Consider the following 21,430-nt stretch of genomic DNA (forward strand, 5'->3'; position numbering starts at 1 on the left):
TATGGCACTTGATAATGACGCAGAGCTAATGTTAGGCGCCTATCAAGTTAAGCTCAGATTGAATGAAAATGTAAGCTCCGTAGTAATAATTCTTGCAGGAATTGGCAGCGATTTTTCCAAAGACCCTGAGTTTGACTTTCAAGGTGTAGGTAAGCCTTTTTTTAATCATTCATTTGTCTATGTAAAGGATAATAGTCGGTCGTGGTATACAAATCCCCATGGCTGGATGGACTTGGTGGATTTTATACAGGACCTTATTCCAGACAATACAGAGTCACGAATTACCCTTTTAGGCTCAAGCATGGGAGGAGCTGGGGTTTTAAGGTTGGCGAAGTATGTCAAAGCGGATAGGGTTGTCGCAATCTCGCCCAGATCAACTCTCTCGACCGATTTCGACATTCGTAACATCGAAATCGTAAATGCGGTTGAAAATCCGGAGTTGTTGGACTATTTTCCAGCGGCCGCAGGTGTCGAATATATCGTTCTATTCTCGATCGATGATTACGAAGATACACTGCATGTTGCGCGGCTTCCGTTCACTTCTTACTGGGTAAGAGGCGGGCATAATGTGGCCTATACCTTTAAGAAGCTGAATTTACTAGATGTGCTTTTCGAGGCGCTGTGCGCTCCCGTGCTTTCAATAGCGGATCTAGGGTTCAATAATTCGAATCTTTCGACATTTGACTGCGCTTTGCAAAGAAATAATAACAATTTTGAATTGGCGGCATGTGATGAAAGCATAATGCCTGAGTATCTATTCGATTCTTGGTATCAAAAAAAGCTCTTAGATTATTCGGCTAGTCAATGCAAAGGTCATCTTTTCTTTCCCATGCATTATCTCAGTAGAGTAGCGGGAGTAGAACTTGAGAGATATCTATTCTATGGATGGTCCTACCTGGAGGAGTGGGGCGTTTGGGGCATAGGTCCCGTCCACACGCTTGGTTTCCAGCTCCTTGATCACGGACGTGATTTTGATGTGCATGTCAACATCATGCTTGCGGTGTTCAAACCAAATCCTGAGTATGAACAGCATATTGAAGTCTTACTAAACGGTGAAGCCGTTTTTGACGGCTTCCTGAGTAATGAAAGATGCCTGCTGACCTTTCCTGCAGCGGCAAAGGACAATAGTATTGTTATCCTTACAAAAAATCATATATCTCCTGCAGAATGCGACATCGCTGGTGATGATAGAAGTCTTTCAGTGGGCGTTGAAGAAGTTTTCCTCAAGCCAGTGTTCTAATTGGAATAGACATGAAAAAAATTGAGAGAGTCCTCCTAGAAGGGTCTTTTTGTGGTGACTATAGCCTTGCAATCGTTAATAGAAGCATCGCTGTAGCCCTGCTGCAGGAAGGCTATGAGGTATACATAACCTCCTCGAACGAGGTTTTTGAAAAGATCGCTGCTGACAGTGAAGTCATCAAGGCTGGTTTGAGTGATAAAGTTTTTTCCCAGTCATCCAGCAATGATTTCGATTTGCACCTTTTTAATGATTGGCCAGTACACGTTGATCGGAAGGCCCCTCTGGTTGGAGCAATATGTTGGGCTTGGGAAGAGACTGTAGTTCCTTTTGAAATAGTCGATAAGTTCAACAGGGATTTCGATTTCGTTGCCGTTGCCAGCAAATTCACTGAAGACGCGCTGCTGGTCGGAGGACTGACCGTTCCGGTCTTCGTCGTTGGGGAGGGCGTGGATCACCTTGCCAGCTACTCCAAATTAGATAGGTTCGATAAAAAGAGCAAAGACAAATTTCAATTTCTTCATATTTCGTCCTGCTTCTGGCGGAAAGGGGTCGACGCACTGCTCAATGCCTTTAATGATGAATTCTCCGAAGACAATGGTGCAGAGCTCATCATTAAAACGTTTAGAAATCCGCACAATGGATGGCTCGATGAATTCGTAGATGGCTTGAAACCTTCGGTAAGGTCAAAGATAACGATAATCTATGATTCGTTGGATAGTGGGGACCTCGCAAGGCTTTACCTATCTGCAGATTGCACCGTGTTTCCAACTCGTGGCGAGGGGTTTCTACTTCCTGCTGCAGAGTCCATGCTTTATGGAACGCCGGTTATAGTGACGGGCTTTTCGGGGCATATGGATTATTGTAATCACGGAAATTCGGTGCTCGTAGACTATTCGCTGATTCAGTCTATATCTCACGTTTCTTTTCCAGGCTCTATGGTTGCAGAGCCTGATGTCATGAGCTTGAGGCGAGGAATGCGGCGTGTCCAAAAGTCCTCTCCGATTGCATTGGAAAAATTGGCAGCCGCCGGTATAGAAACTGCTAAATCTTTGACTTGGCGTTCAACGATAGTCCAGCTCAAGAATGGGTTGGAAAAGTCCTTTGGCAAAAAGAAGAAGGCTAAGGTAGTACGTGATATTTCCGTCATTTCGACTTGGGGGGTCGAGTGCGGTATCGCTACTTACAGCCAAGAGCTTCTGGCAGCCTCTTCAATGGCAGAAAGAATCAGGAACGTATTTTGTGAGCGGGTTGTTGCATTAGATGAAGATCAATCGTCGCCTGCTTGCCTTATTGCAAAGGAAGGCGCTGTCGACATTATTCCCGTATGGTATCGCCATAGTAAAGGCATTAAAGCGCTTATAACATCGCTTTTGGAAAGAGCGAGTGACGTGGTTGTGTTGCAACACCACTTCGGCTTCTTCTCGGTTGCAGATATTAATGACATCTCTATGGCGCTTCATTATGCAAATAAAAAGCTGATTCTAGAGTTTCATGGAATACCCGCTGAGGTGGATCTTTCCTTGATAGAGAGCTCTTATATATCACTGTCGATTGCACACAGCAAAGTGGACTTTGGTCGTCTCAAGGCGGCTGGGTTTGAAGATGTAATAAGAGTACCTCATGGAATAGCAGCGAGTGCTCGGGGCCTTGAGGCTAGACAGAGTAGGGATAATAAAGAGATAGTACTATCTACTTTTGGATTTTGCTTGCCGCACAAGAACTTTGAGGTTGTCCTCTATCTGGTCTCACTATTGAATTCGATAGGGGTCGCGTGCCGAGCAAAAATGCTGATTAGCGTCAAGAAGGAGCGCTCGAGTTATGATTACTTGCTTCGGCTCAAAGCGATCATCAGAGCACTATCGCTTGAAGATAAAATCCAACTGGACACTAGATTCAATTCGTTAGATACAGTCATAGCGGAGTTGGCTGATTCCGATGTGGCGGTTTTTCCCTACGCGGAGGTTCCTGAGTCGGCGAGCGGAGCTATCAGAGTCGCGATCCGCGCTGAAATTCCAATAATCTGTTCCACAGCAAGTATGTTCGATGAATTTGAAGGTGTCATTCCTCGTATAGATCCTCAATCTATCTATACGCTAGCAAGTAAGGTCTTGGAAGCGTCTTCGATAAGTGACTCTTCAAGACGTTTGAATGATGCTATCAAGTCTTTTGCACATGCAAACTCCTTTGAACGCATTGGAAGCTTCTACTCGAATGTCATTGATGCTTATTGCTAGTGGAACGTCTTATGGCTAAATACTCAGGTTTTGTTGATACCGTAAATTCAGATCTGATCGCGGGTTGGCTATATGACGCGGACTCTCCAAAAAAACGAATTGACGTGGTGGTTGTCCAGGGAGAGCAGGTATTGGGGAAAGCTACCTGTACGGAGTTTCGTCCCGACCTCTTGTCGCTCGGAATCGCCGATGGGAAGTATGGATTTCGTTTGGAACTCACGTCTAGCTTGTTAAATGTTAAGGCTCCGTTAAGCCTCTATTTTTACGATGAGGGAAAAATCCTGGCTTTTCCCGGAAAATCTGCCTTTGAGATTTTGGCAGGTGACGAACAGGATTTGGAAAAGAATAGTGCGTCTAATTTGTGGTTTAAGATAGTTGCTGCGAATCTGGAAGAGTTCGAGGGATGCCGGGAGCTGATAAAAGAGATTTTGCCGGGGGGCGGATCTCAACGTTTCTGGAAAGTCTTTCGTCATAAATTGCTCTCGGTTTCAGAGGAGCAAAGGCGAGAATTATTTATATGTTTGGCAAGAAATAATGGAGCCCTGGGAAGTGGCTTTCTGACCTCGGCTGATCGAATAAAGTCTTGGATGTCTGGTAGCGAGGTTAGATATTTTTCAAAAGGTGGCGTGCCAGTAATTGATAGCGCAGATCATGTCGATACAGCAACTGTCGTATCAGAGCTGTATATGATGGTGCTCGGACGCATGCCAGATGAGAAGGGTTTGAAAGATTACTGCTCTGCAATTGAGGGTGGTCTCTCCCTTGAGGAAGCTTGGGATAACTTGTCAAATAGCGATGAGTTTTTCTCGATGGACAGGGAACACTATGTCGATATCGATAGCAGGATAGTAGCCGGTGATGATAGCCATTATGAAAACTCCGATAGCTTACCCTTTGCCTCTTATTATAGAGAATGTCCAGGCGAGAATGCTTCCTTAAACGTCAACAGAGTTTCCTGTATGAAATCCGCTAGTGAAAAGCAGTATGTTGTTGCCTATTTGTCGAAAAGCAATGAGTTTTTCCTTGGGGAAGGTGTAGTCGTTGAAGGTATGTTCAATCAAGAAAATACCTCTATCATGCGAAGTGATCCGGGGTTTTTGCTCTATGGTATGAAACTGGATCTGGCGCCCGGAACTTATGTTCTTGATTTAGAGATAGAGGCAGCAGATTGGTCTGCTTATGCTGTAGATGTGGTTTCCGATTTTGGATTCCACAAGCTTTATCACTCCGACCTTTCGGGGTCCGCCAGCTTTCGCACTACCTTTCAAGTCGATGCGAACAATACCTTTGTAGAGCCGAGATTGATTACGCTTAACAATAATGCAAGTCTTAGGGTTGTCCGGCTTTTAGTTTATAAGAAATAATTGATCTGAGGGGTTTTCATCTCAAATGAAGGTCATCACAAAAACGGACCTGCAACTGGCTTTGGAGGCTTGTAGATCAAGCTTCCTGGCAGCAGGTTTCTTTAGTTTGTTTATAAATATTTTGCTCCTGGCTCCATCTTTTTATATGCTGGAGGTTTATGATAGGGTTGTTAGTAGTCGGAGCGTTACTACGCTTTTAATGCTTACAATCCTGATATCTGTGTTGATGGCGACCTACGGGGCTTTAGAGTGGATTCGTTCTCGCATAATGGTGAGGATATCAACTAAGTTAGACCTGTTGCTTGGCGAGCGCGTATTAGGGGCTAGTTTTAAGCAGTCGCTGTACACCGGTAGTACAGGGACTTCTGCCCAGCCTATGGGAGATTTAACAGGGCTGCGTCAGTTTTTAACCGGCAGTGGTGTTTTTGCCTTTTTTGACGCTCCGTGGATGCCTATATATATCGGCATCATGTTTTTTTTCCATCCGTGGTTTGGGATGTTGACAGTCGGTGGCGCATTAGTAGCAACTGCTCTTGCTTTTGCAAATGAACGCGCTACAGCAAAAAGGCTATCTGAGGCAAATAAAGAGAACAGCGCTGCTTTGAGCTTGGTAGGAATGGCGCTGCGTAATTCTGAAGTCCTGTCGGCCATGGGAATGCTTCCTAACCTGACCAAAAAATGGAAGGTGAGAAATTACAAGACGCTTGCTCTGCAGGGCAGGGCAAGCGAGATGGGTGGAGCGATTTCTAATATATCGCGTACTTGGCGAATACTCCTGCAATCATTTGTGCTTGGACTGGGTGCTTATCTTGTCATCAACAACGAGATCACGCCTGGACTCATGACAGCTGCCTCTCTGCTGATTGGTCGGGCACTCGCGCCTATTGATCAAATGATTGCAAACTGGAAAGGCTTCGTTAATGCACGTGGACAATATGCTCGATTGAACGAGGTATTGAAGCAGATTCCAGCAGAGCCCGAGCGGATGTCTTTACCTGCTCCGACTGGAGATCTTTCTGTTGAACAACTGGTGGTTACGCCTCCCGGCGCTCATCTTCCTGTACTCAAAGGGATTAGTTTTCGAGCCCCTCCCGGCGCTTCTGTTGGTGTCCTAGGCGCGAGCGCTGCCGGTAAATCTACCTTGGCACGGGCGCTCCTTGGAATCTGGCCTGCTCAGAGCGGAAAAGTGCGCTTGGATGGGGCAGACATGTTCCACCTTGATCGAGCAGCGGTAGGTCCATACCTCGGTTACCTGCCTCAGGACATCGAGCTTTTCGAGGGTTCTATAGGTGACAATATCGCGCGCTTCGGTGAGGTGGATGCGGCAAAGGTGGTTGAGGCTGCCCAGATCGCGGGTGTCCACGAAATGATCCTCCGCTTGCCCCAAGGCTATGACACCGTCATCGGTGCCCATGGCGGTGCTTTATCGGGTGGGCAGCGTCAGCGTATCGGACTAGCGCGTGCCATATACGGCGATCCGAAACTGGTCATCCTTGATGAGCCGAACTCCAATCTGGACGACGTCGGTGAGCGCGCGCTGGGCGAGGCTCTTATAAAGCTGAAGCAGAAGGGCACTACGCTCTTCATCATTACCCACAGGGTCAGCGCCCTGGCCTATGTGGATAACCTTCTGGTACTGAGCGAAGGCCAGATCGTGATGTCCGGAGCCCGTGATCAGGTACTGGCTCAGCTCAAGGCGCAGCAGTCCGGTGGTCCGCAGCCAGTGGCTAATCCAGGTTCGGTTACCCCCTTGCCGCCCAAGCCTGGTAGTGCAGGAGGAGCGCCCGCATGAAAGACGTCTACATGGAAGCCGAGGCCGCGGGCCTGAAGGTCAATGATGCACCTGTGCGTCGGTTGGGCTTCATCATTCTCTTTGCCGTGTTCGGTATTGGCGGCGGCTGGGCAGCACTGGCGCCGCTCAATAGCGCGGCCTTCGCCACAGGCGTGGTGGCGGTAGACAGCTACCGCAAGTCAGTCCAACACCTGGAAGGCGGTATCGTCCGCGAGGTGCGGGTGCACGACGGCGACGACGTCAAGGCCGGGGACGTGCTGATCGTTCTGGACAGCACCCAGGCGGGTTCGGAACTGGAGGCGACCCGTGGTCAGCTGATCGCCGCCCAGGCGCAGGAGGCCCGGCTCATCGCCGAGCGTGACGACGTTAATGACATCACCTTTGGCGCGAGTGACTTTCCCACCGCGGATAAGCGGGTCCAAGAGGCGCGCGCCAGTGAACGGCAAATCTTCATAGCAGGCCGCAATGCACGCCGCGGTGAGATCGACGTTTTGAAGAATCGCGCCGCAGAGCTCGAACAGCAGATTCGGGGTTACAACGAGGTCATCGCCAGCAAGGAGAGCCTGACGAAATCCTATGCCAGCGAGATCAAGGATCTCACCGGCTTGTTAAAAGAGGGTTTTGTCAGCAACGAGCGTCTTCGTGACCAGGAGCGCAATCTCTCCCGTCTGCAGGCAGAGATCGCCGATCAGCGTTCGGCTATCGCCCGGGCCAAGGTCCAGATCGGTGAGACGCGGCTGCAGATCCTGCAGACTACCCAGAAATTCAAATCTGACGTGGCGAGTCGTCTGGCTGATACCCAGTCGCGAATTTATGAGGCTCGTGAACGGGTAGGGGCATTGCAGGACAAGTACAACCGGACCGAGGTCAAGGCACCGGTCAGCGGCATGGTGATGAACCTGGCGGTGCATACCATCGGGGGCGTCGTGCAATCCGGCACCAATCTGCTCGATATCGTGCCGGATGCGGCCAAGCTCATCGTCGAGGTGCATATCGAACCCAAGGACATCGACCGGGTAGAACTGGGGACCAAGGCCGAGGTTCGTTTCAGTGCCTTCAGCAATGCCACCACGCCCATCATCGAGGGCGAACTGGTCTATGTGTCGGCCGACCGCATCACCAATGAACGTGATGGCACGCCTTACTACCTGGGCCGGGTAAAGCTGACCGAACAGGGCAAGAAGGATCTCGGGCATCGGGAGCTAGTGGCAGGCATGCCTGCCGACGTGCTGATCAACACCGGTTCGCGCACCATGCTGCAATACCTGCTCAAGCCAGCGCGCAATGCCATGGCTCGCTCGATGATCGAGGAGTAGAGCAGACATGAACGCCAAGTTTCTTGCATTGGTGGCCGTGTTGGGCTGCTCTGGCTGGGTACAGGCACAGGCGCCTGTCGCGCCTAGGTCACAGGATTACGTAGACCTCTGGAAGCTCTATCAGGACAGCGCGGTCTCGGATCCCCGTATTCGTGGCGCCGAGGCCCAGGTGAAGAACCTGGAAGGCCAGGAGCGTGCCGCCTTCGGCCAGGTGCTGCCGCAGTTGAGCGGCGGGGCTTCGACCAGTCGGGTTCGGCGCGAGGAAGGCATGCAGACTCTCAACTACAACGGCGAGAGCTACAACCTGACCCTGAGTCAGGCACTCTATAACGCTGCCGCCTGGCGCGGCTTCAAGCGCTATGAGCAACTGACCGAGCAGTACCGTGCCCAATACGAGGATGCCAAGACCCAGTCGGCCGCAGACCTCGTCCAGCGCTATTTCGCCGCCTTGGCGGCCGAAGACACGCTCGAGCTGGTCACGGCCGAGCGCAAGGCGACGCAGCGCAACCTGGATCGTGCCCAGGCGCTGTTTGACAAGCAGATGAGCACCGTCACCGACGTCCTGCAGATCTCCGCCAAGGTGGACAGCCTGAAAACCCAGGAGATCGAAGCACGCAACCAGATCCAGGTGACCCGCGAGGCATTGGGCGAGCTGATCGGCCGTCCGGTCTATCAGCCGCTCAAACGCCTTAACGAAAAAGCCCAACTGGCCATGCCGCAAGGTGACGAAGAGCAGTGGGTGAATTCGGCAGTGGCGAACAACCCTGCACTGGAGGCCAAGCAGCGCGCCGTGGATGCCGCCAACTACGGTATCTCCGAGGCCAAGGCCGGTCATCTGCCGACCTTGAGTTTCAACCTGGGCGCGCAGCGCAGCGACTTCGCCTATGACAACGTCATCGCCTCCTCCGCGATCAACACCTACTCAGCCACCATCAGCGTGCAGATCCCGCTCTATAGCGGCGGCTCGACCAGCGCCCGTGTCGCCAGCTCCTATGGCTCGCGCGATGCCGCGGAGCAGGAGTACGAATCGATCCGTCGTCAGGTGGTGAAGGAAACGCGCACGGCCTACATGAAGAGCGCTGCAGACCTGGCCAAGATCGGTTCTTCGCGTAACGCCCTGGACTCGGCGATCAAGTCCCGCGCTGCCAGTGAGCGATCGCTCAGCCTGGGCGTGGCGACCGCCGTGGATGTGCTCAACGCGGTGCAGCAGGAATACAGCGCAAGACGGGATTATCTGCAGGCGCAATACGACTTCGTCACCAATCAGCTGGTGCTGTTGCGCTGGAGCGGCGGTTTCCGCGATACCGATATCCAGAAGATCAACGGTTGGCTGGCGGTACCTACGCCCGGTGAAGAGCGCAAGACTGGCGTCAAGGAAGGAGAGGTCGCCAAGGGTTAGAAAAGCCAGCAGAAGCAGGACAGGCAAATGTAGTGCTTGCATCCTGAATCGCTGGAAAGGCAGGGATGCCGATTACAGCAAAGAACGCCCTGTACGAAAGGATCGCACAGGGCGTTTTCGTTTTACGCCCAGTCAGTCTGGCCAACGATTTGAATGAAACCGTCATTGCCAGCCGTCAAATGCTGGTTTTCGACGGAATCAGTGAACTGCACCATGGCCTCACCTCGCCCCATCCCGTGATCCAGGCGTCCAGTCCAGTAATCCAGCCCTTGGGCGTCCGCCGCACGGCCAAGAACCGTCGTATATAACTGAGTGGCGAAAGAACGGTTATCCACGGCGCTGTAGAGGGTTGCGAACTCATTGGTCTGGGCGAAGGTATTGGCAATGTCCTTGAAGGTCATGCCGTGGGCCATCTGACCATACCAGTAGTTGAGCCCGTCGAAGTCCGGTACGCGGTCGAAGATCGTATAGAGCCGCGCAACGCTGGCTTGAGCTTCGGTGAGCACGAAAACGTTTTTGTCCTGGAAGCTCAGCATGTTCACGTCTTGCAGGTACATGCTTTGATGCGTCGTGGTATTCGTCACCACCAGGGTGTCGCCGTTGACCATACGGGTGTAATTGGCCGCGTTGCTCTGCAAATGGAGCGTATCGCCACCTTGATAGCCAAACAGGTGGGAGCTAAGGCTGCTGTCGAACCAGAGTTGGCTTTCGTTGAAGGAGTCGGAGAACTTGCTACCAAAGACTACGCCTTTTTCGCTCACCAGGTCGTGGTTGGTCCAGGCGGTGTCCCCTACGATCTGGATGAACCCAGAGGCGCCCTGGGTCAGTTGCTGGTTCTCCACCGAATTGGTGAATTGAACCATGGCCTCCCCCCGTGACATGCCGTGATCAAGCTGACTGGTCCAGAAGGAGACCCCGCTCGCATCGCCGTTACGACCCAGGATGGTGCTGTAGAGCTGTTCCGCAAAGCCGGAATTGCTGACCGAGTTGTAGCGGGTTGCAAACTCCTGAGTTTGGGCGAAGGTCTGGGCAATATCGGTGAACGAAGTTCCTGAAGCATGCAGATTGGTCCAGTACTTCAAACCATCAAAATCGGGAACGCGATCGAAGACCGTGTAAAGGCGGGCGATCTGCGCCTGGTCTGCATCCATGATATAGGTGGTCTTGTCCTGAAAGACCAGTGCATTGACGTCATGCAGATAAAGCTTCTGGCCAGTCACGGCATCCGTGACAAACAGAGTGCTGGTATCGCCATTGACACTTTGAATGCTGTAGCTGGTGGAGTAACCGCGCATCCAGATCTGATCGGCGCCCTTGTAGCCATAGACCGTGGTGCTGTTACTGCTATCGTAGGACAGGCGCGCTTGGATGAAGGTATCGTCATTGTCGCTGCCGCTGGAGATACCCAGGCCGATCGAGCGATACGCAGTGCTCGCGTCGATCAGTCCGTCATTGGCGGCACTGGTCGAGTTGACCCAGGTGGCATTGTCCTTGGTGAGAGCAGCATAGATCGAATAGGTATCTGCAGCGTCTCCTGCCGACAGCACGCCTCGCACGACTGGTACGCCATTGACGGTCTGCAGCATGGGACCGCCGGATGCGCCGGCTCCAAGACCAACATCGATTCGGTAGATGGGATACTGGTCGTAATAGACCGCGATGCCCGAGTCCTCCATCAGACCCGTACCACGGGCGGGATAACCATCGACGGTCGCCAGGAAGTTGCCTGTTTGCGATGAGATGGCCAGTGCACCGGTCAAGGATGAGATGTTCACATCCAGAGTTACCACGGCGAGATCACGACCCGACTCGCTGGCGCTCAACAACCCATCGTTATTGGTATCCCAGTTGCCGGAAATTCCGGTCCAACTGTTAGCGGAGTAGGTGCCCAACGGCGCGGAAAACGAACCGACATTGGCGTTGACGAAGGCGCCCGGCGTAACGGTGACACTGACCGCCTTGCCACCGTACTCGGCGTCGTAGATCACGTGCAGTGCTGTGAGAACATCATTGTTGCCCGTGATAGTGCCGGAGCCACGAACGACTGATCCATCGGGGAAGATGGATTGAATGAAACAGACTTCCTTGTAGGGGGAAATGGAGCGCGTAGTGATTTCGTTCATCCTGGGATACCACCTGTTCATGGGTATCCATGATGATACAGAGCGGTCCAGACGTGATGAGTGAGGATCACGACTACTGGTATTCTGGGTGTGATGGCTGACAGCGAAAGCTGAGGAAAGCGGAGGGAGCTGGATACCTGCGAGAGGCATCTAGAGAGATGGTGCCGGCACCAGGAGTCGAACCCGGGACCTACTGATTACAAGTCAGTTGCTCTACCAGCTGAGCTATACCGGCAAGGGGAGGCCATTATAGCCATGGGAAAGCCCTTGTAAACCAAGGATGTGCGGCGGTTAAGGCTGGCGTAAGCCAGCTGCGGCTAAAATGACGCAAAGAGCTTGCGAGGAGCCGCTGATGAGAACCAAAACCCTGGCCTTCCTGGCCGCTGCCCTGGCCGGTTGCACCAGCCAGGCGAATCTTGAACGCAATCCGCCCATGGAGCTGCGCACCGGCAAGAGTGCCGAGGACTATCGCACCTGCCTGGTGACCGGTCTGGAGAAGGACGGCCGCCATGTGCTGGTCCAGCCGCAGGGCAGCAGTGGGCAGCGGGTGCTGGTGGATAGCAAGGTGCCGGGCGCCACGGCGGCCATCATCGACATCGGCTCGGCGTCGCGCGGTACGCGCATCCAGTTGCGCGAGCAGATGGCCAACAATCCACTGCGGCCGCGGACCATTCTGACGGCGGTGAAGGATTGTCTGTGAGATGAGGGAGTGGGCGGCCCTCGCCCCGGCCCTTTCCCCGAGGGAGAGGGGAAGGAGCGGGCTGTCTTGCTGAGTCCCTTACCAGGCGATTCGAAGAGCCGGATACAAGAAGGGCGCCCGCGGGCGCCCTTCTTGTATCCGGCTGCCTGGGATCAGGCGGCCGGCTGGTTGCGGCGCTGCGGGACCGGCTCGGCGGCGCGCTGACCGTTGACGTCACGCAGCGGGGTACCCCGTACCGGCGCGCCGTTGGCGACGTAGTAGGCGGCGTTGCTGCGCGGCAGCGGGGCGCGACCGCGGATTTTGTCGGCGATCTTCTCGGCGATCATGATGGTCGGGGCGTTGAGGTTGCCCGTCGCGATGATCGGCATGATGGAGGCGTCCACCACGCGCAGGCCTTCCAGGCCGTGCACGCGACCGGCGCCGTCGACCACCGCCATGTCGTCGGTACCCATCTTGTTGGAGCAGGAAGGGTGATAGGCGGTCTCGGCGTGGGAGCGCACGAAGGCGTCCAGCTGGGCGTCGGTCACGCAGTCGCGGCCCGGGTTGATCTCTTCACCACGGTAGGGATCCAGCGCCGGCTGCTGCATGATCTCGCGGGTCAGGCGGATGCCGTCGCGGAATTCGCGCCAGTCCTGCTCGGTGCTCATGTAGTTGAACAGGATGCTCGGGTGCTGGCGCGGATCGCGCGAGGTCAGTTCGATGCGGCCGCGGCTGGGCGATCTCATGGAGCCGACGTGGGCCTGGAAGCCATGGGCCTCGATGGCGTTGGTGCCGTTGTAATTGATGGCGATCGGCAGGAAGTGGTACTGGATGTTGGGCCAGTCGAATTCTTCGCTGGAGCGGATGAAGCCGCCCGCCTCGAAGTGGTTGCTGGCGCCCAGGCCGGTGCCCTTGAGCATCCATTCCAGACCGATCTGCGGCTGGTTGTACCACTTCAGCGCCGGGTACAGCGAGACCGGCTGCTTGCACTCGTACTGCAGGTACATCTCCAGGTGGTCCTGCAGATTCTGGCCGACGCCCGGCAGGTCGTGGACCAGCGGGATGTCGAAGCGCCGCAGCAGCGGCGCGGGGCCGACGCCGGAGCGCTGCAGGATCTGCGGCGAGGCGATGGCGCCGGCGCAGAGCAGGACTTCACGACGGGCGCGCACGGTGATGGCTTCCAGCGAATCGCCCTTCATGTAGGCGACGCCATTGGCGCGCTTGCCCTCGAAGAGGATGCGATCGGTGGTGGCGTGGGTGACGATGGTCAGATTCGGGCGACCCTTGGCCTGATCCAGATAGCCACGCGCGGTGCTGGAGCGACGGCCGTTCGGGGTGACGAAGCGGTCCATCGGGCCGAAGCCTTCCTGCTGATAGCCGTTGAGGTCTTCGGTGCGCGGATAGCCCGCCTGGACACCGGCTTCGACCATGGCTTCGAACAAGGGATTGGTATTCGGCTTGGCGGTGGTCACCGAGACCGGGCCGTCGCCGCCGTGCCAGTCGTTGGCACCGGCATCGCGCTTCTCGGCCTTGCGGAAGTAGGGCAGGCAGTCGAGGTAGGTCCAGTCGTCCAGGCCGTCGAGTTGCGCCCAGTTGTCATAGTCCAGGGCGTTGCCGCGGATGTAGCACATGCCGTTGATCAGCGAGGAGCCGCCCAGGCCCTTGCCGCGACCGCATTCCATCCGGCGGTTGTCCATGTGCGGCTCGGGCTCGGTCTGGTAGGCCCAGTTGTACTGCTTGCCCTGCAGCGGATAGGCCAGAGCGGCCGGCATCTGGGTGCGGAAGTCCAGGCGGTAGTCGGGCCCGCCGGCTTCCAGCAGCAGGACGGTGACGTCCTTGTCTTCGGTCAGCCGGGTGGCCAGGACGTTGCCGGCCGAGCCGGCGCCTATGACGATGTAGTCGAATTCGTGTGCCATGAAAAAGTCTCCTCCTGACGGCGGGTGGGGTCTGGCCCCAGCCCCGGACCCTCTCCAGCGGAGAGGGGAGAACAGCGCTGCCTGAGCGGCTTAGAAGATCGAGGCGTAGTCGCCCAGCTCGACCTGCACCGACTTGATGCGGGTGTAGTGGCCGAGGGTGGTGAGGCCGTTTTCGCGACCGACGCCGGAATGCTTGTAGCCACCCACCGGCATCTCGGCGGGGGATTCGCCCCAGGTGTTGATCCAGCAGATGCCGGCTTCCAGGCGATGGATCAGGCGGTGGGCACGGGCCAGGTCACGGGTGACCACGCCGGCCGCCAGGCCGTACTCGGTGTCGTTGGCGCGACGCACCACCTCGTCTTCGTCGGCATAGGCCAGGATGCTCATGACCGGGCCGAAGATCTCTTCGCGGGCGATGGCCATGTCGTCACGGCAATCGGTGAAGACGGTGGGGGCGACGAAGTTGCCCTTGGCCAGTTCGCCCTGGGTGACGCGCTCGCCACCAATGAGCAGGCGGGCGCCTTCGGCCTGGCCCTGGGCGATGTAGCCCAGCACCTTTTCCATGTGCGGGGTGCTGACCAGCGGCCCGAAGTTGGTCTCGGCGGCCAGGGGATCGCCCAGCTTGATGCGCTTGACCCGCTCCACCACCTTGGCCTCGAAGTCGGCCTTCAGCGCCTGGGGTACGAAGACGCGGGTGCCGTTGGTGCAGACCTGGCCGGAACTGAAGAAGTTGGCCATGACGGCGATATCGGCGGCGCGCTCCAGGTCGGCGTCGTCACAGACGATCAGCGGCGACTTGCCGCCCAGCTCCATGGTGACTTCCTTGAGGGTCGAGCCGGCGGCGCTGGCCATGACCTTCTTGCCGGTGGCGACGCCGCCGGTAAAGGAGATCTTCTCGATGCCGGGATGCTCGGTCAGGGCCACGCCGACCTCCGGGCCGACGCCATTGACCACGTTGAAGACGCCAGCGGGCAGACCGGCCTCGGTGTAGATCTCGGCCAGCTTCAGCGCGGTCAGCGGGGTGACTTCGCTGGGCTTGAAGATCATGGCGTTGCCGGCGGCCAGGGCCGGGGCGGATTTCCACAGGGCGATCTGGATCGGGTAGTTCCAGGCGCCGATGCCAGCAACCACGCCCAGCGGCTCGCGGCGGGTGTAGACGAAGGAGGTCTCGCGCAGCGGGATCTGCTCGCCTTCCAGGGCCGGCACGAGGCCTGCGTAGTACTCGAGCACGTCGGCGCCGGTGACGATGTCCACGGCCTGGGTCTCGGACAGGGCCTTGCCGGTGTCCAGGGTTTCCAGCAGCGCCAGCTCGTCGTTGCGCTCGCGGAGGATGTCCACGGCCTTGCGCAGGATGCGCGAGCGCTGCATGGCGGTCATCGCGGCCCAGACCTTCTGGCCGGCGGCGGCGGCGGCCACCGCCTTGTCCACGTCGGCGCGGCTGGCGCTCTGCACCGTGGCAAGCACCTCGCCGGTGGCGGGATTCAGGGTTTCGAAGGTGGCACCACCGGTGGCGGCGACATAACGGCCACCGATGTACAGCTGCTGTTCGGCGAAACGGGCCATGGACGTTCTCCCAATCTGGGCGGGCGCCGTGGCACCCGCAAGGAACACAGGGGGCGCGAAAGAAAGGTCTCTCTGCGCCAGCGATGAATCCAGTCTACTTAATTTTTATTGAACGTTCAATCAATGAAAAATTCACAGGCGTGCCGAAACGGGGCGATGGGCGGCCCAGAGCGGTTCTGTCGAAGCGGGGAGGGAGCGGGAAACGCGGGAGGAGAGCCCCGCGCCGAGTGGACGGGGCGGGGCCTGGGCGGCGAGAGAGGTCAGGCCTTGGCCAGTTGCAGGTCCAGGTAGTCGTAGGCGATCTGCAGGGCCTGCTGGGTGTTGAAGGTGTCTCCGGAAAGGGCGCCGCGCAGCCAGAGGCCGTCGATGATGGCGGCCAGGCCGCGGGCCGAGGCGCGCGCCTGCTCATGGGGCAGGAGGCGGCGGAATTGCCAGCAGAGGTTCGAATAGAGGCGCAGGTCGTTGATGCGTTGCAGCCGGCGCAGATTGGGCTGGTGCATGCTGGTGGCCCAGAAGGCCAGCCAGGTCTTCATGGCCGGGCCGCTGACCTGGGTATCGTCGAAGTTGCCCTGGATGATGGCGCGCAGGTTGGCGGCTGGGTCGTCACCGGGCAGGGCAGCGCGGCGTTCGCGCACGGCCTGGCGCAGGGCATTCATCAGATGCCGCATGGTGGCTTCGAGCAGGCCGTTCTTGTCCTGGAAGTAGTGGCTGATGATGCCGTTGGAGACGCCGGCCTTGCGGGCGATGAAGGCGATACTGGCATCGCCCATGCCGACTTCGTCGACGGCTTCGAGGGTCGCGGCAATGAGCTGCGAACGGCGGATGGGCTGCATCCCGACCTTGGGCACGAGGCATCTCCTGGACAGAGCGGAAGGAGCCTCGGAGGGTAACTATTTTTTATTGAACGTTCAATCAATAAAAACGGTCACGACCTCCTGGATTGTGCCCTGGCCCAGGCGGCAATACCAGTCCTGACGGGTGGTTACTTTTAATAACCGCCCGAAAGACGTAGGCTGGAAGCCAGTTCTGCTTCGAGGATCGCCATGGACGCCGTGGTCAGTCGTATCTCCAGCCGTCGCCGCCTGCATGCCCACGCCTGTCCGATCAGGGACGTGCTGGACCGGATCGGCGATGCCTGGTCCCTGCTCACGCTCTTTACCCTGGAACCCGGTCCGCTGCGCTTCAACGAATTGCGCCGGCGGGTCGACGGCATTTCCCAGCGCATGCTCAGCGTGACCCTGCGCCAGCTGGAGCGCGACGGCCTGGTGTCCCGCACGGTGACGCCGAGCAAGCCGCCCCAGGTGGAATACGCCCTCACCGAACTGGGCCAGAGCCTGATGGTGCCGGTGGGCGCCCTGGCCGCCTGGGCCTCCGCGAAGCAGCCTCTCATTCAGCGCCACAGGGCGGCCTACGATCAGGTCGCCGAGGAGTTCTCTGATGACCCGTCTCGCTAAGACCGCCCTGTCGGTCCTCGACCTCGCTCCCATCCGTGACGATGGCGATGCCGCCCAGGCGTTGCACAACGCCTTGGATCTGGCGCGCCACGTCGAGCAACTCGGCTTTTCCCGCTACTGGGTCGCCGAGCACCACAACATGGACGGCATCGCCAGTTCGGCGACCGCCGTGCTACTGGGCTATCTGGCCGCTGGCACCAGCACCCTGCGGCTGGGTTCGGGCGGCATCATGCTGCCCAACCATGCGCCGCTGGTGGTGGCCGAGCAGTTCGGCACCCTGGCTTCGCTGTATCCGGGCCGCATCGAACTCGGCCTGGGTCGCGCACCGGGCTCGGATCAGCGCACCGCCTATGCCCTGCGCCGTGATCGCCTGGGCAGCTCCGACGACTTCCCGCGGGATGTGGAAGAGCTGCAGCACTACTTCGGGCCGCAACAGCCGGGGCAGGGCGTGATCGCCATGCCGGGTGCGGGCACCGAGGTGCCGATCTGGCTCCTGGGTTCGAGCCTGTTCAGCGCCCAGCTGGCGGCGGCCAAGGGCCTGCCCTATGCCTTCGCCTCGCACTTTGCGCCGCGCTACGTGCACGAGGCCATCCGCCTCTATCGCGAGAACTTCAAGCCGTCCAAGGTGCTCGATCGCCCCTATGTGATGCTCGGGGTACCGCTGGTGGCAGCCGACAGCGACGACGAAGCCAATTACCTGGCCACCACCGTCTACCAGCGCATCCTCGCCCTGTTCCGCGGCGACAGCCTGCGCCTGCAACCGCCGGTACGCAGCATGGAGGGGGTCTGGCTGCCCCATGAGAAGGAATCGGTGTCGAGCTTCCTCGGCATGGCGGTGATCGGCGGCCCGGACAAGGTCCGCGAGCGTCTGGAGCTGCTGCTGGAGAAGACCGACGCCGACGAGCTGATCTTTACCTGCGACGTCTACGACCAGGCGGATCGCCTGCGCGCCTTCTCGATCCTGGCGGATCTGAAGGGCGGTTGATGGGGATAGGTAGCGTTGGGCCTCGTTGGGCTCGGCATGACCCGGATTTATCGCGGCCATGGCGGTCCGCCGATGCGGCCGCTCCTACGAAAGCATGAAAAGCATCGCCCCTGTAGGAGCGGTCGCTACGGCGTACCGGCATGGCTGTGATCAGAACCGTAGCGTGGAAAACGGCGTAGCCTTTTCCACAGGAGACTTCCTGAGCCGGCGCTCAGGTCCATTTCCGTAGAAGCGGTCGCTACGGCGCACCGGCATGGCTGCGAATAAAAGCCGACCGTCTAGCGACGGTCGGCTTTTTTATGGGTGCTGCTGTTGGGCTTCGCTGCGCTCAACCCAACCTACGCGTGCGTAGCGTGGAAAACCGCACCAGCGTTTTCCACTGGCGGCTACCGGTTCGTACTGTGGATAAGGCTGCGCCGTTATCCACGCTACGCAGGTCTGCATTACAGGAAGGTGAAGACCTGCTCGCGGGTCAGGCGGGACTTGGGCAGGGCGGCGTTGAAGTCGCTTTCGCCGCGATAGCCCAGGCCGACCACCACCAGGGCGGTGTAGCCCTGCTCGCGCAGGCCCAGTTCCTGGTCCAGGCTGTTGGCGTCGAAGCCTTCCATGGGGGTGGCGTCGATGCCGAGGGCGGCGGCGCCCAGCAGCAGGGTGCCCAGGGCCAGGTAGGTCTGCTTCTCCATCCAGTGCTGCACGTCCTTGCGCTCATGACGATGCAGATCGACGAAGTGACGGCGGGTACCGTCCTGGGTGGCGCGCGCCTCGGGCTTGGCGAAGCGGCCGTCCTGGGCTTCCTGCTCCAGCACCTGGGCCAGGTGGCCTTCGGTCATTTCCAGGCGGGTGCACAGCACGATGACGTGGGACGCCGGCAGCACCTTGGGTTCGTTGTAGGGACTCTGCATGCCCTGGGCGATGCGCGCCTTGGCCTCGGCGCTGGTGGCGACCACGAAGTGCCAGGGCTGGGAGTTGACCGAGGAGGGCGCCTGGCGCAGCAGCTCCAGCAATTCCTCGACCTGTTCGGCCGGGATGCTGCGGGAGCCGTCGAAGGCCTTGGTGGTGTAACGGGTGCGGGCGATCTGGGACAGCTGCATGGATAACTCCTGATCGGATCAGTGGGTGGGGGCCGGCTGGGCGTCGATCTTGACGCGGAACAGGCTGTAGGGCTTCTGGCGCAGGTCCTGGCCGCTGTGGAACTGGGCCTGGCGATGGAGCTGGTTGGCGGTGAAATAGAGGTAGCCGTCCGGACCGATGCTGAAGGTGTCGGGCCAGAGCACACGGGGATCATGGACCAGGGTCTTCCAGCTGCCGTCGGCCTGGCGCTGGCGCACGGCGTTGTGCTCGTAGTCGCCGGCATAGACGCGACCCTGGGCATCGGCTTCGAGGCCGTCGGAGGCACCCTTCTCGCCGAGATCCTGCACCCCGGCGCGCACCTGAGCCTCGCTCGCCTTGGGATCGCGCAGCAGGGCGGTGGGCACGGCATAGAGGTGGCGGCTGGACAGCGGGCTGAAGTAGAGGGTGCCGCCGTCCGGCGACAGGGCGATGCCGTCGCTGGCGATGGCCGGTCGGACCTTGCTGCCATCGGGGCGCTGCATCAGCAACGGTTCGCCTTCCACCACCGGGGCGAAGCTGGGGTCGACGTTGGCCTGGGGCGCGCCGGTCAGGCGACGCTGGGCCTGGCCGGTGGCGAGATCGAGGATGATCAGGCCACCGGGAGGCGCCGAGTCGGTGACATAGGCCACTCCGGCGCGACCGACGCGAAAGTCGAAGCGCACGTCGTTGACGTAGCTGTTGGGTTCGAGCACCGCGGCCGGGAAGACCAGGGTCCTGGCGACCTTGTTGGTCTTGAGGTCGATGGCCACCAGCTTGGCGCCGCCGGCCTTGGGCGCCGCGAAGCCCGGCGCGGCGGTGTCCAGCACCCAGAGGTGTCCGCGACCATCGGCCACCACGCTCTGCACGCTGATGAAGCCCTTGCCCGGCTGGCCGGGGGTCTCGACGTTGAGCGCGGCGTCCGGGTAGGGCACGGCCTTGCCGTCCTTGAGTTCGGCCACGGTAAAGGGCACCGCGTCGCCCCAGCGCGGGTAGTTGACGAAGATCCGCCCGGTCTCGCTGACGGTGACGCCGGTGGGCATGGCGTCCTGGAAGGCGAACACCGGCTCCAGCTGGCCGAGGGTGCGCTCCTGGGGCAGGGCCGCCGCCTGGGCCGTCAGGCTACCCACGGCCAGGGCGACGGCGAGGGTCAGGGCACTCAAGCGAGGCATCAGAACCCCTCCAGCACGAGCTTGCCGCGCGCCTGATGGCTTTCCAGCTGGGCATGGGCGCGGCGCAGGTTGGCGGCATCGATCCGGCCCAGGTGTTCGCCGAGGGTGGTCTTGAGGGTGCCCTGGTCGATCAGTCCGGCGACGCGTTCGAGGATCTCGTGCTGACGCACCTTGTCCGGGGTCTGGAACAGCGAGCGGGTAAACATCAGTTCCCAGTGCAGCGACAGCGACTTGGCCTTCATCGGCACCACGTCGAGTTGCGCCGGATCGTCGATCACGCCCAGGCGACCCTGGGGCCGCAGGACATCCACCAGCTGGGTGAAGTGCTCATCGGTGTGGGTGAGGCTGGCCACCAGGGTCACGCCATCCAGACCCAGGGCTTCGAGCTGGGGTCGCAGCGGCTGGTGATGGTCGATGACGTGGTGGGCGCCGAGGGTGCGCACCCAGTCCTGGGTTTCCTGGCGCGAGGCGGTACCGATCACCGTCAGCTCGGTGAGTTGGCGGGCCAGCTGCACCAGCACGGAGCCGACGCCACCCGCCGCGCCCATCACCAGCAGCTGCTGGCCGGCGCCGCCGCCTTCGGTCGCGCCGAGACGGTCGAACAGCAATTCCCAGGCGGTGATGGCGGTCAGCGGCAGGGCCGCGGCCTGGGCATGATCCAGGCGCTTGGGCTTGTGCCCGGCCAGGTGTTCGTCGACCAGGTGCAGTTCGCTGTTGCAGCCGGGGCGGAACAGCTCGCCGGCGTAGTAGACCTCGTCACCCACGGCGAAGCGGCTGACGGCGCTGCCCACGGCGCGGACCACGCCGGAGACGTCCCAGCCCAGTACCTTGGACTCGCGCTGCACCAGGCCCTGGCGCACCTTGGTATCGACCGGATTGACCGACACGGCGCGGACTTCCACCAGGAGGTCATGGGCCTCGGGCGTGGGGTCGGGCAGCACCGCGTCCTGCAGGGCACGGGGATCGCTGGCGGGCAGGGTGGTGTCACCGTGAACGATGGCTTTCATGGGCGGGTTCCTTTGCACGATAAGAAGACGTGAGCCCATGGTCGTCTTCATGCTCGACCGGAAAAAGCGGCAGAATCGGATAGCACCTTCACTGCAGGAG

The 21,430-nt window shown here is 58.8% G+C and carries 16 protein-coding genes and 1 tRNA gene; 9 read left to right on the forward strand and 8 right to left on the reverse strand.

What is annotated here, in order from left to right; all coding sequences use genetic code 11:
• Window position 1 precedes the first annotated feature (1 nt).
• The 6 genes from PSK12I2_RS24790 to PSK12I2_RS23635 are packed head-to-tail and all read left to right on the forward strand — an operon-like array spanning window position 2 to window position 9,345.
• Window positions 2-1,240 carry a hypothetical protein gene (locus tag PSK12I2_RS24790; RefSeq protein WP_156930118.1) on the forward strand — a complete coding sequence of 413 codons (1,239 nt, stop codon included), beginning with the start codon at window positions 2-4 and terminating at the stop codon, window positions 1,238-1,240.
• Between the two features lie 11 nt (window positions 1,241-1,251).
• On the forward strand, window positions 1,252-3,474 hold the full coding sequence (locus tag PSK12I2_RS24485; RefSeq protein WP_084222059.1) for a glycosyltransferase: 2,223 nt from the start codon (window positions 1,252-1,254) through the stop codon (window positions 3,472-3,474).
• A gap of 11 nt (window positions 3,475-3,485) precedes the next feature.
• Window positions 3,486-4,838 carry a DUF4214 domain-containing protein gene (locus PSK12I2_RS24490; RefSeq protein ID WP_081347953.1) on the forward strand — a complete coding sequence of 451 codons (1,353 nt, stop codon included), beginning with the start codon at window positions 3,486-3,488 and terminating at the stop codon, window positions 4,836-4,838.
• Window positions 4,839-4,863: 25 nt separating this feature from the next.
• On the forward strand, window positions 4,864-6,630 hold the full coding sequence (locus PSK12I2_RS23630) for a type I secretion system permease/ATPase (protein WP_037007500.1): 1,767 nt from the start codon (window positions 4,864-4,866) through the stop codon (window positions 6,628-6,630).
• Window positions 6,627-7,946 (forward strand): HlyD family type I secretion periplasmic adaptor subunit, encoded by a 1,320-nt coding sequence (locus tag PSK12I2_RS0103660; protein ID WP_027597344.1) that lies wholly within the window; start codon window positions 6,627-6,629, stop codon window positions 7,944-7,946. Before PSK12I2_RS23630 ends, PSK12I2_RS0103660 begins: the two co-directional genes overlap by 4 nt.
• 7 nt (window positions 7,947-7,953) lie before the next feature.
• Entirely contained in the window at window positions 7,954-9,345 is a 1,392-nt protein-coding gene (locus PSK12I2_RS23635) for a TolC family outer membrane protein (RefSeq protein ID WP_037007501.1), read from the forward strand.
• Between the two features lie 122 nt (window positions 9,346-9,467).
• On the opposite strand, the gene PSK12I2_RS24365 is transcribed toward PSK12I2_RS23635, so the two are convergent.
• Window positions 9,468-11,468, reverse strand: a complete 2,001-nt coding sequence (locus PSK12I2_RS24365) for a DUF4214 domain-containing protein (protein WP_177324635.1) — start codon at window positions 11,466-11,468, stop codon at window positions 9,468-9,470.
• A gap of 159 nt (window positions 11,469-11,627) precedes the next feature.
• A tRNA-Thr gene (locus PSK12I2_RS0103675) sits at window positions 11,628-11,703 on the reverse strand.
• 117 nt (window positions 11,704-11,820) lie between these two features.
• Here PSK12I2_RS0103675 and PSK12I2_RS0103680 point away from each other — a divergent pair.
• Window positions 11,821-12,168: a hypothetical protein gene (locus PSK12I2_RS0103680; protein ID WP_027597345.1), complete on the forward strand. Its 348-nt coding sequence runs from the start codon at window positions 11,821-11,823 to the stop codon at window positions 12,166-12,168.
• A 152-nt stretch (window positions 12,169-12,320) separates the two neighbouring features.
• On the opposite strand, the gene betA is transcribed toward PSK12I2_RS0103680, so the two are convergent.
• The 3 genes from betA to betI form a co-directional block, all read right to left on the reverse strand.
• Window positions 12,321-14,063, reverse strand: coding sequence for a choline dehydrogenase (betA, locus tag PSK12I2_RS0103685; protein ID WP_027597346.1), 1,743 nt, complete (start codon window positions 14,061-14,063; stop codon window positions 12,321-12,323).
• 90 nt (window positions 14,064-14,153) lie between these two features.
• Window positions 14,154-15,626 (reverse strand): betaine-aldehyde dehydrogenase, encoded by a 1,473-nt coding sequence (betB, locus tag PSK12I2_RS0103690; protein WP_027597347.1) that lies wholly within the window; start codon window positions 15,624-15,626, stop codon window positions 14,154-14,156.
• 260 nt (window positions 15,627-15,886) lie between these two features.
• Window positions 15,887-16,474: a transcriptional regulator BetI gene (gene betI / locus PSK12I2_RS0103695; protein WP_027597348.1), complete on the reverse strand. Its 588-nt coding sequence runs from the start codon at window positions 16,472-16,474 to the stop codon at window positions 15,887-15,889.
• Between the two features lie 195 nt (window positions 16,475-16,669).
• Here betI and PSK12I2_RS0103700 point away from each other — a divergent pair, with 195 nt between their 5' ends.
• Both PSK12I2_RS0103700 and PSK12I2_RS0103705 read left to right on the forward strand, forming a co-directional pair.
• Entirely contained in the window at window positions 16,670-17,080 is a 411-nt protein-coding gene (locus PSK12I2_RS0103700) for a helix-turn-helix domain-containing protein (protein ID WP_027597349.1), read from the forward strand.
• Entirely contained in the window at window positions 17,064-18,065 is a 1,002-nt protein-coding gene (locus PSK12I2_RS0103705; protein WP_027597350.1) for an LLM class flavin-dependent oxidoreductase, read from the forward strand. Before PSK12I2_RS0103700 ends, PSK12I2_RS0103705 begins: the two co-directional genes overlap by 17 nt.
• 443 nt (window positions 18,066-18,508) lie before the next feature.
• On the opposite strand, the gene nfsB is transcribed toward PSK12I2_RS0103705, so the two are convergent.
• The 3 genes from nfsB to PSK12I2_RS0103720 are packed head-to-tail and all read right to left on the reverse strand — an operon-like array spanning window position 18,509 to window position 21,330.
• Complete coding sequence (gene nfsB, locus PSK12I2_RS0103710; RefSeq protein ID WP_027597351.1) at window positions 18,509-19,156, reverse strand: oxygen-insensitive NAD(P)H nitroreductase; 648 nt, start codon at window positions 19,154-19,156, stop codon at window positions 18,509-18,511.
• Between the two features lie 18 nt (window positions 19,157-19,174).
• The gene (locus tag PSK12I2_RS0103715; RefSeq protein WP_027597352.1) at window positions 19,175-20,323 is read right to left on the reverse strand and encodes an L-dopachrome tautomerase-related protein; all 1,149 of its coding nucleotides are present in this window, start codon (window positions 20,321-20,323) and stop codon (window positions 19,175-19,177) included.
• On the reverse strand, window positions 20,323-21,330 hold the full coding sequence (locus PSK12I2_RS0103720) for a zinc-binding alcohol dehydrogenase family protein (protein WP_007159946.1): 1,008 nt from the start codon (window positions 21,328-21,330) through the stop codon (window positions 20,323-20,325). The genes PSK12I2_RS0103715 and PSK12I2_RS0103720 overlap by 1 nt, the downstream gene beginning before the upstream one ends.
• Window positions 21,331-21,430 lie beyond the last annotated feature (100 nt).

The organism is Pseudomonas sp. MOIL14HWK12:I2 (assembly GCF_000510745.1).
Classification (GTDB): Bacteria; Pseudomonadota; Gammaproteobacteria; order Pseudomonadales; family Pseudomonadaceae; genus Chryseomonas; species Chryseomonas oryzihabitans.

Bases quoted from the DNA above. Each gene is read 5' to 3' on its own strand.
- PSK12I2_RS24790 (WP_156930118.1), top strand. From the start codon at position 2: ATGGCACTTGATAATGACGCAGAGCTAATGTTAGGCGCCTATCAAGTT.
- PSK12I2_RS24485 (WP_084222059.1), top strand. From the start codon at position 1,252: ATGAAAAAAATTGAGAGAGTCCTCCTAGAAGGGTCTTTTTGTGGTGAC.
- PSK12I2_RS24490 (WP_081347953.1), top strand. From the start codon at position 3,486: ATGGCTAAATACTCAGGTTTTGTTGATACCGTAAATTCAGATCTGATC.
- PSK12I2_RS23630 (WP_037007500.1), top strand. From the start codon at position 4,864: ATGAAGGTCATCACAAAAACGGACCTGCAACTGGCTTTGGAGGCTTGT.
- PSK12I2_RS0103660 (WP_027597344.1), top strand. From the start codon at position 6,627: ATGAAAGACGTCTACATGGAAGCCGAGGCCGCGGGCCTGAAGGTCAAT.
- PSK12I2_RS23635 (WP_037007501.1), top strand. From the start codon at position 7,954: ATGAACGCCAAGTTTCTTGCATTGGTGGCCGTGTTGGGCTGCTCTGGC.
- PSK12I2_RS24365 (WP_177324635.1), bottom strand. From the start codon at position 11,468: ATGAACGAAATCACTACGCGCTCCATTTCCCCCTACAAGGAAGTCTGT.
- PSK12I2_RS0103680 (WP_027597345.1), top strand. From the start codon at position 11,821: ATGAGAACCAAAACCCTGGCCTTCCTGGCCGCTGCCCTGGCCGGTTGC.
- betA (WP_027597346.1), bottom strand. From the start codon at position 14,063: ATGGCACACGAATTCGACTACATCGTCATAGGCGCCGGCTCGGCCGGC.
- betB (WP_027597347.1), bottom strand. From the start codon at position 15,626: ATGGCCCGTTTCGCCGAACAGCAGCTGTACATCGGTGGCCGTTATGTC.
- PSK12I2_RS0103700 (WP_027597349.1), top strand. From the start codon at position 16,670: ATGGACGCCGTGGTCAGTCGTATCTCCAGCCGTCGCCGCCTGCATGCC.
- PSK12I2_RS0103705 (WP_027597350.1), top strand. From the start codon at position 17,064: ATGACCCGTCTCGCTAAGACCGCCCTGTCGGTCCTCGACCTCGCTCCC.
- nfsB (WP_027597351.1), bottom strand. From the start codon at position 19,156: ATGCAGCTGTCCCAGATCGCCCGCACCCGTTACACCACCAAGGCCTTC.
- PSK12I2_RS0103715 (WP_027597352.1), bottom strand. From the start codon at position 20,323: ATGCCTCGCTTGAGTGCCCTGACCCTCGCCGTCGCCCTGGCCGTGGGT.
- PSK12I2_RS0103720 (WP_007159946.1), bottom strand. From the start codon at position 21,330: ATGAAAGCCATCGTTCACGGTGACACCACCCTGCCCGCCAGCGATCCC.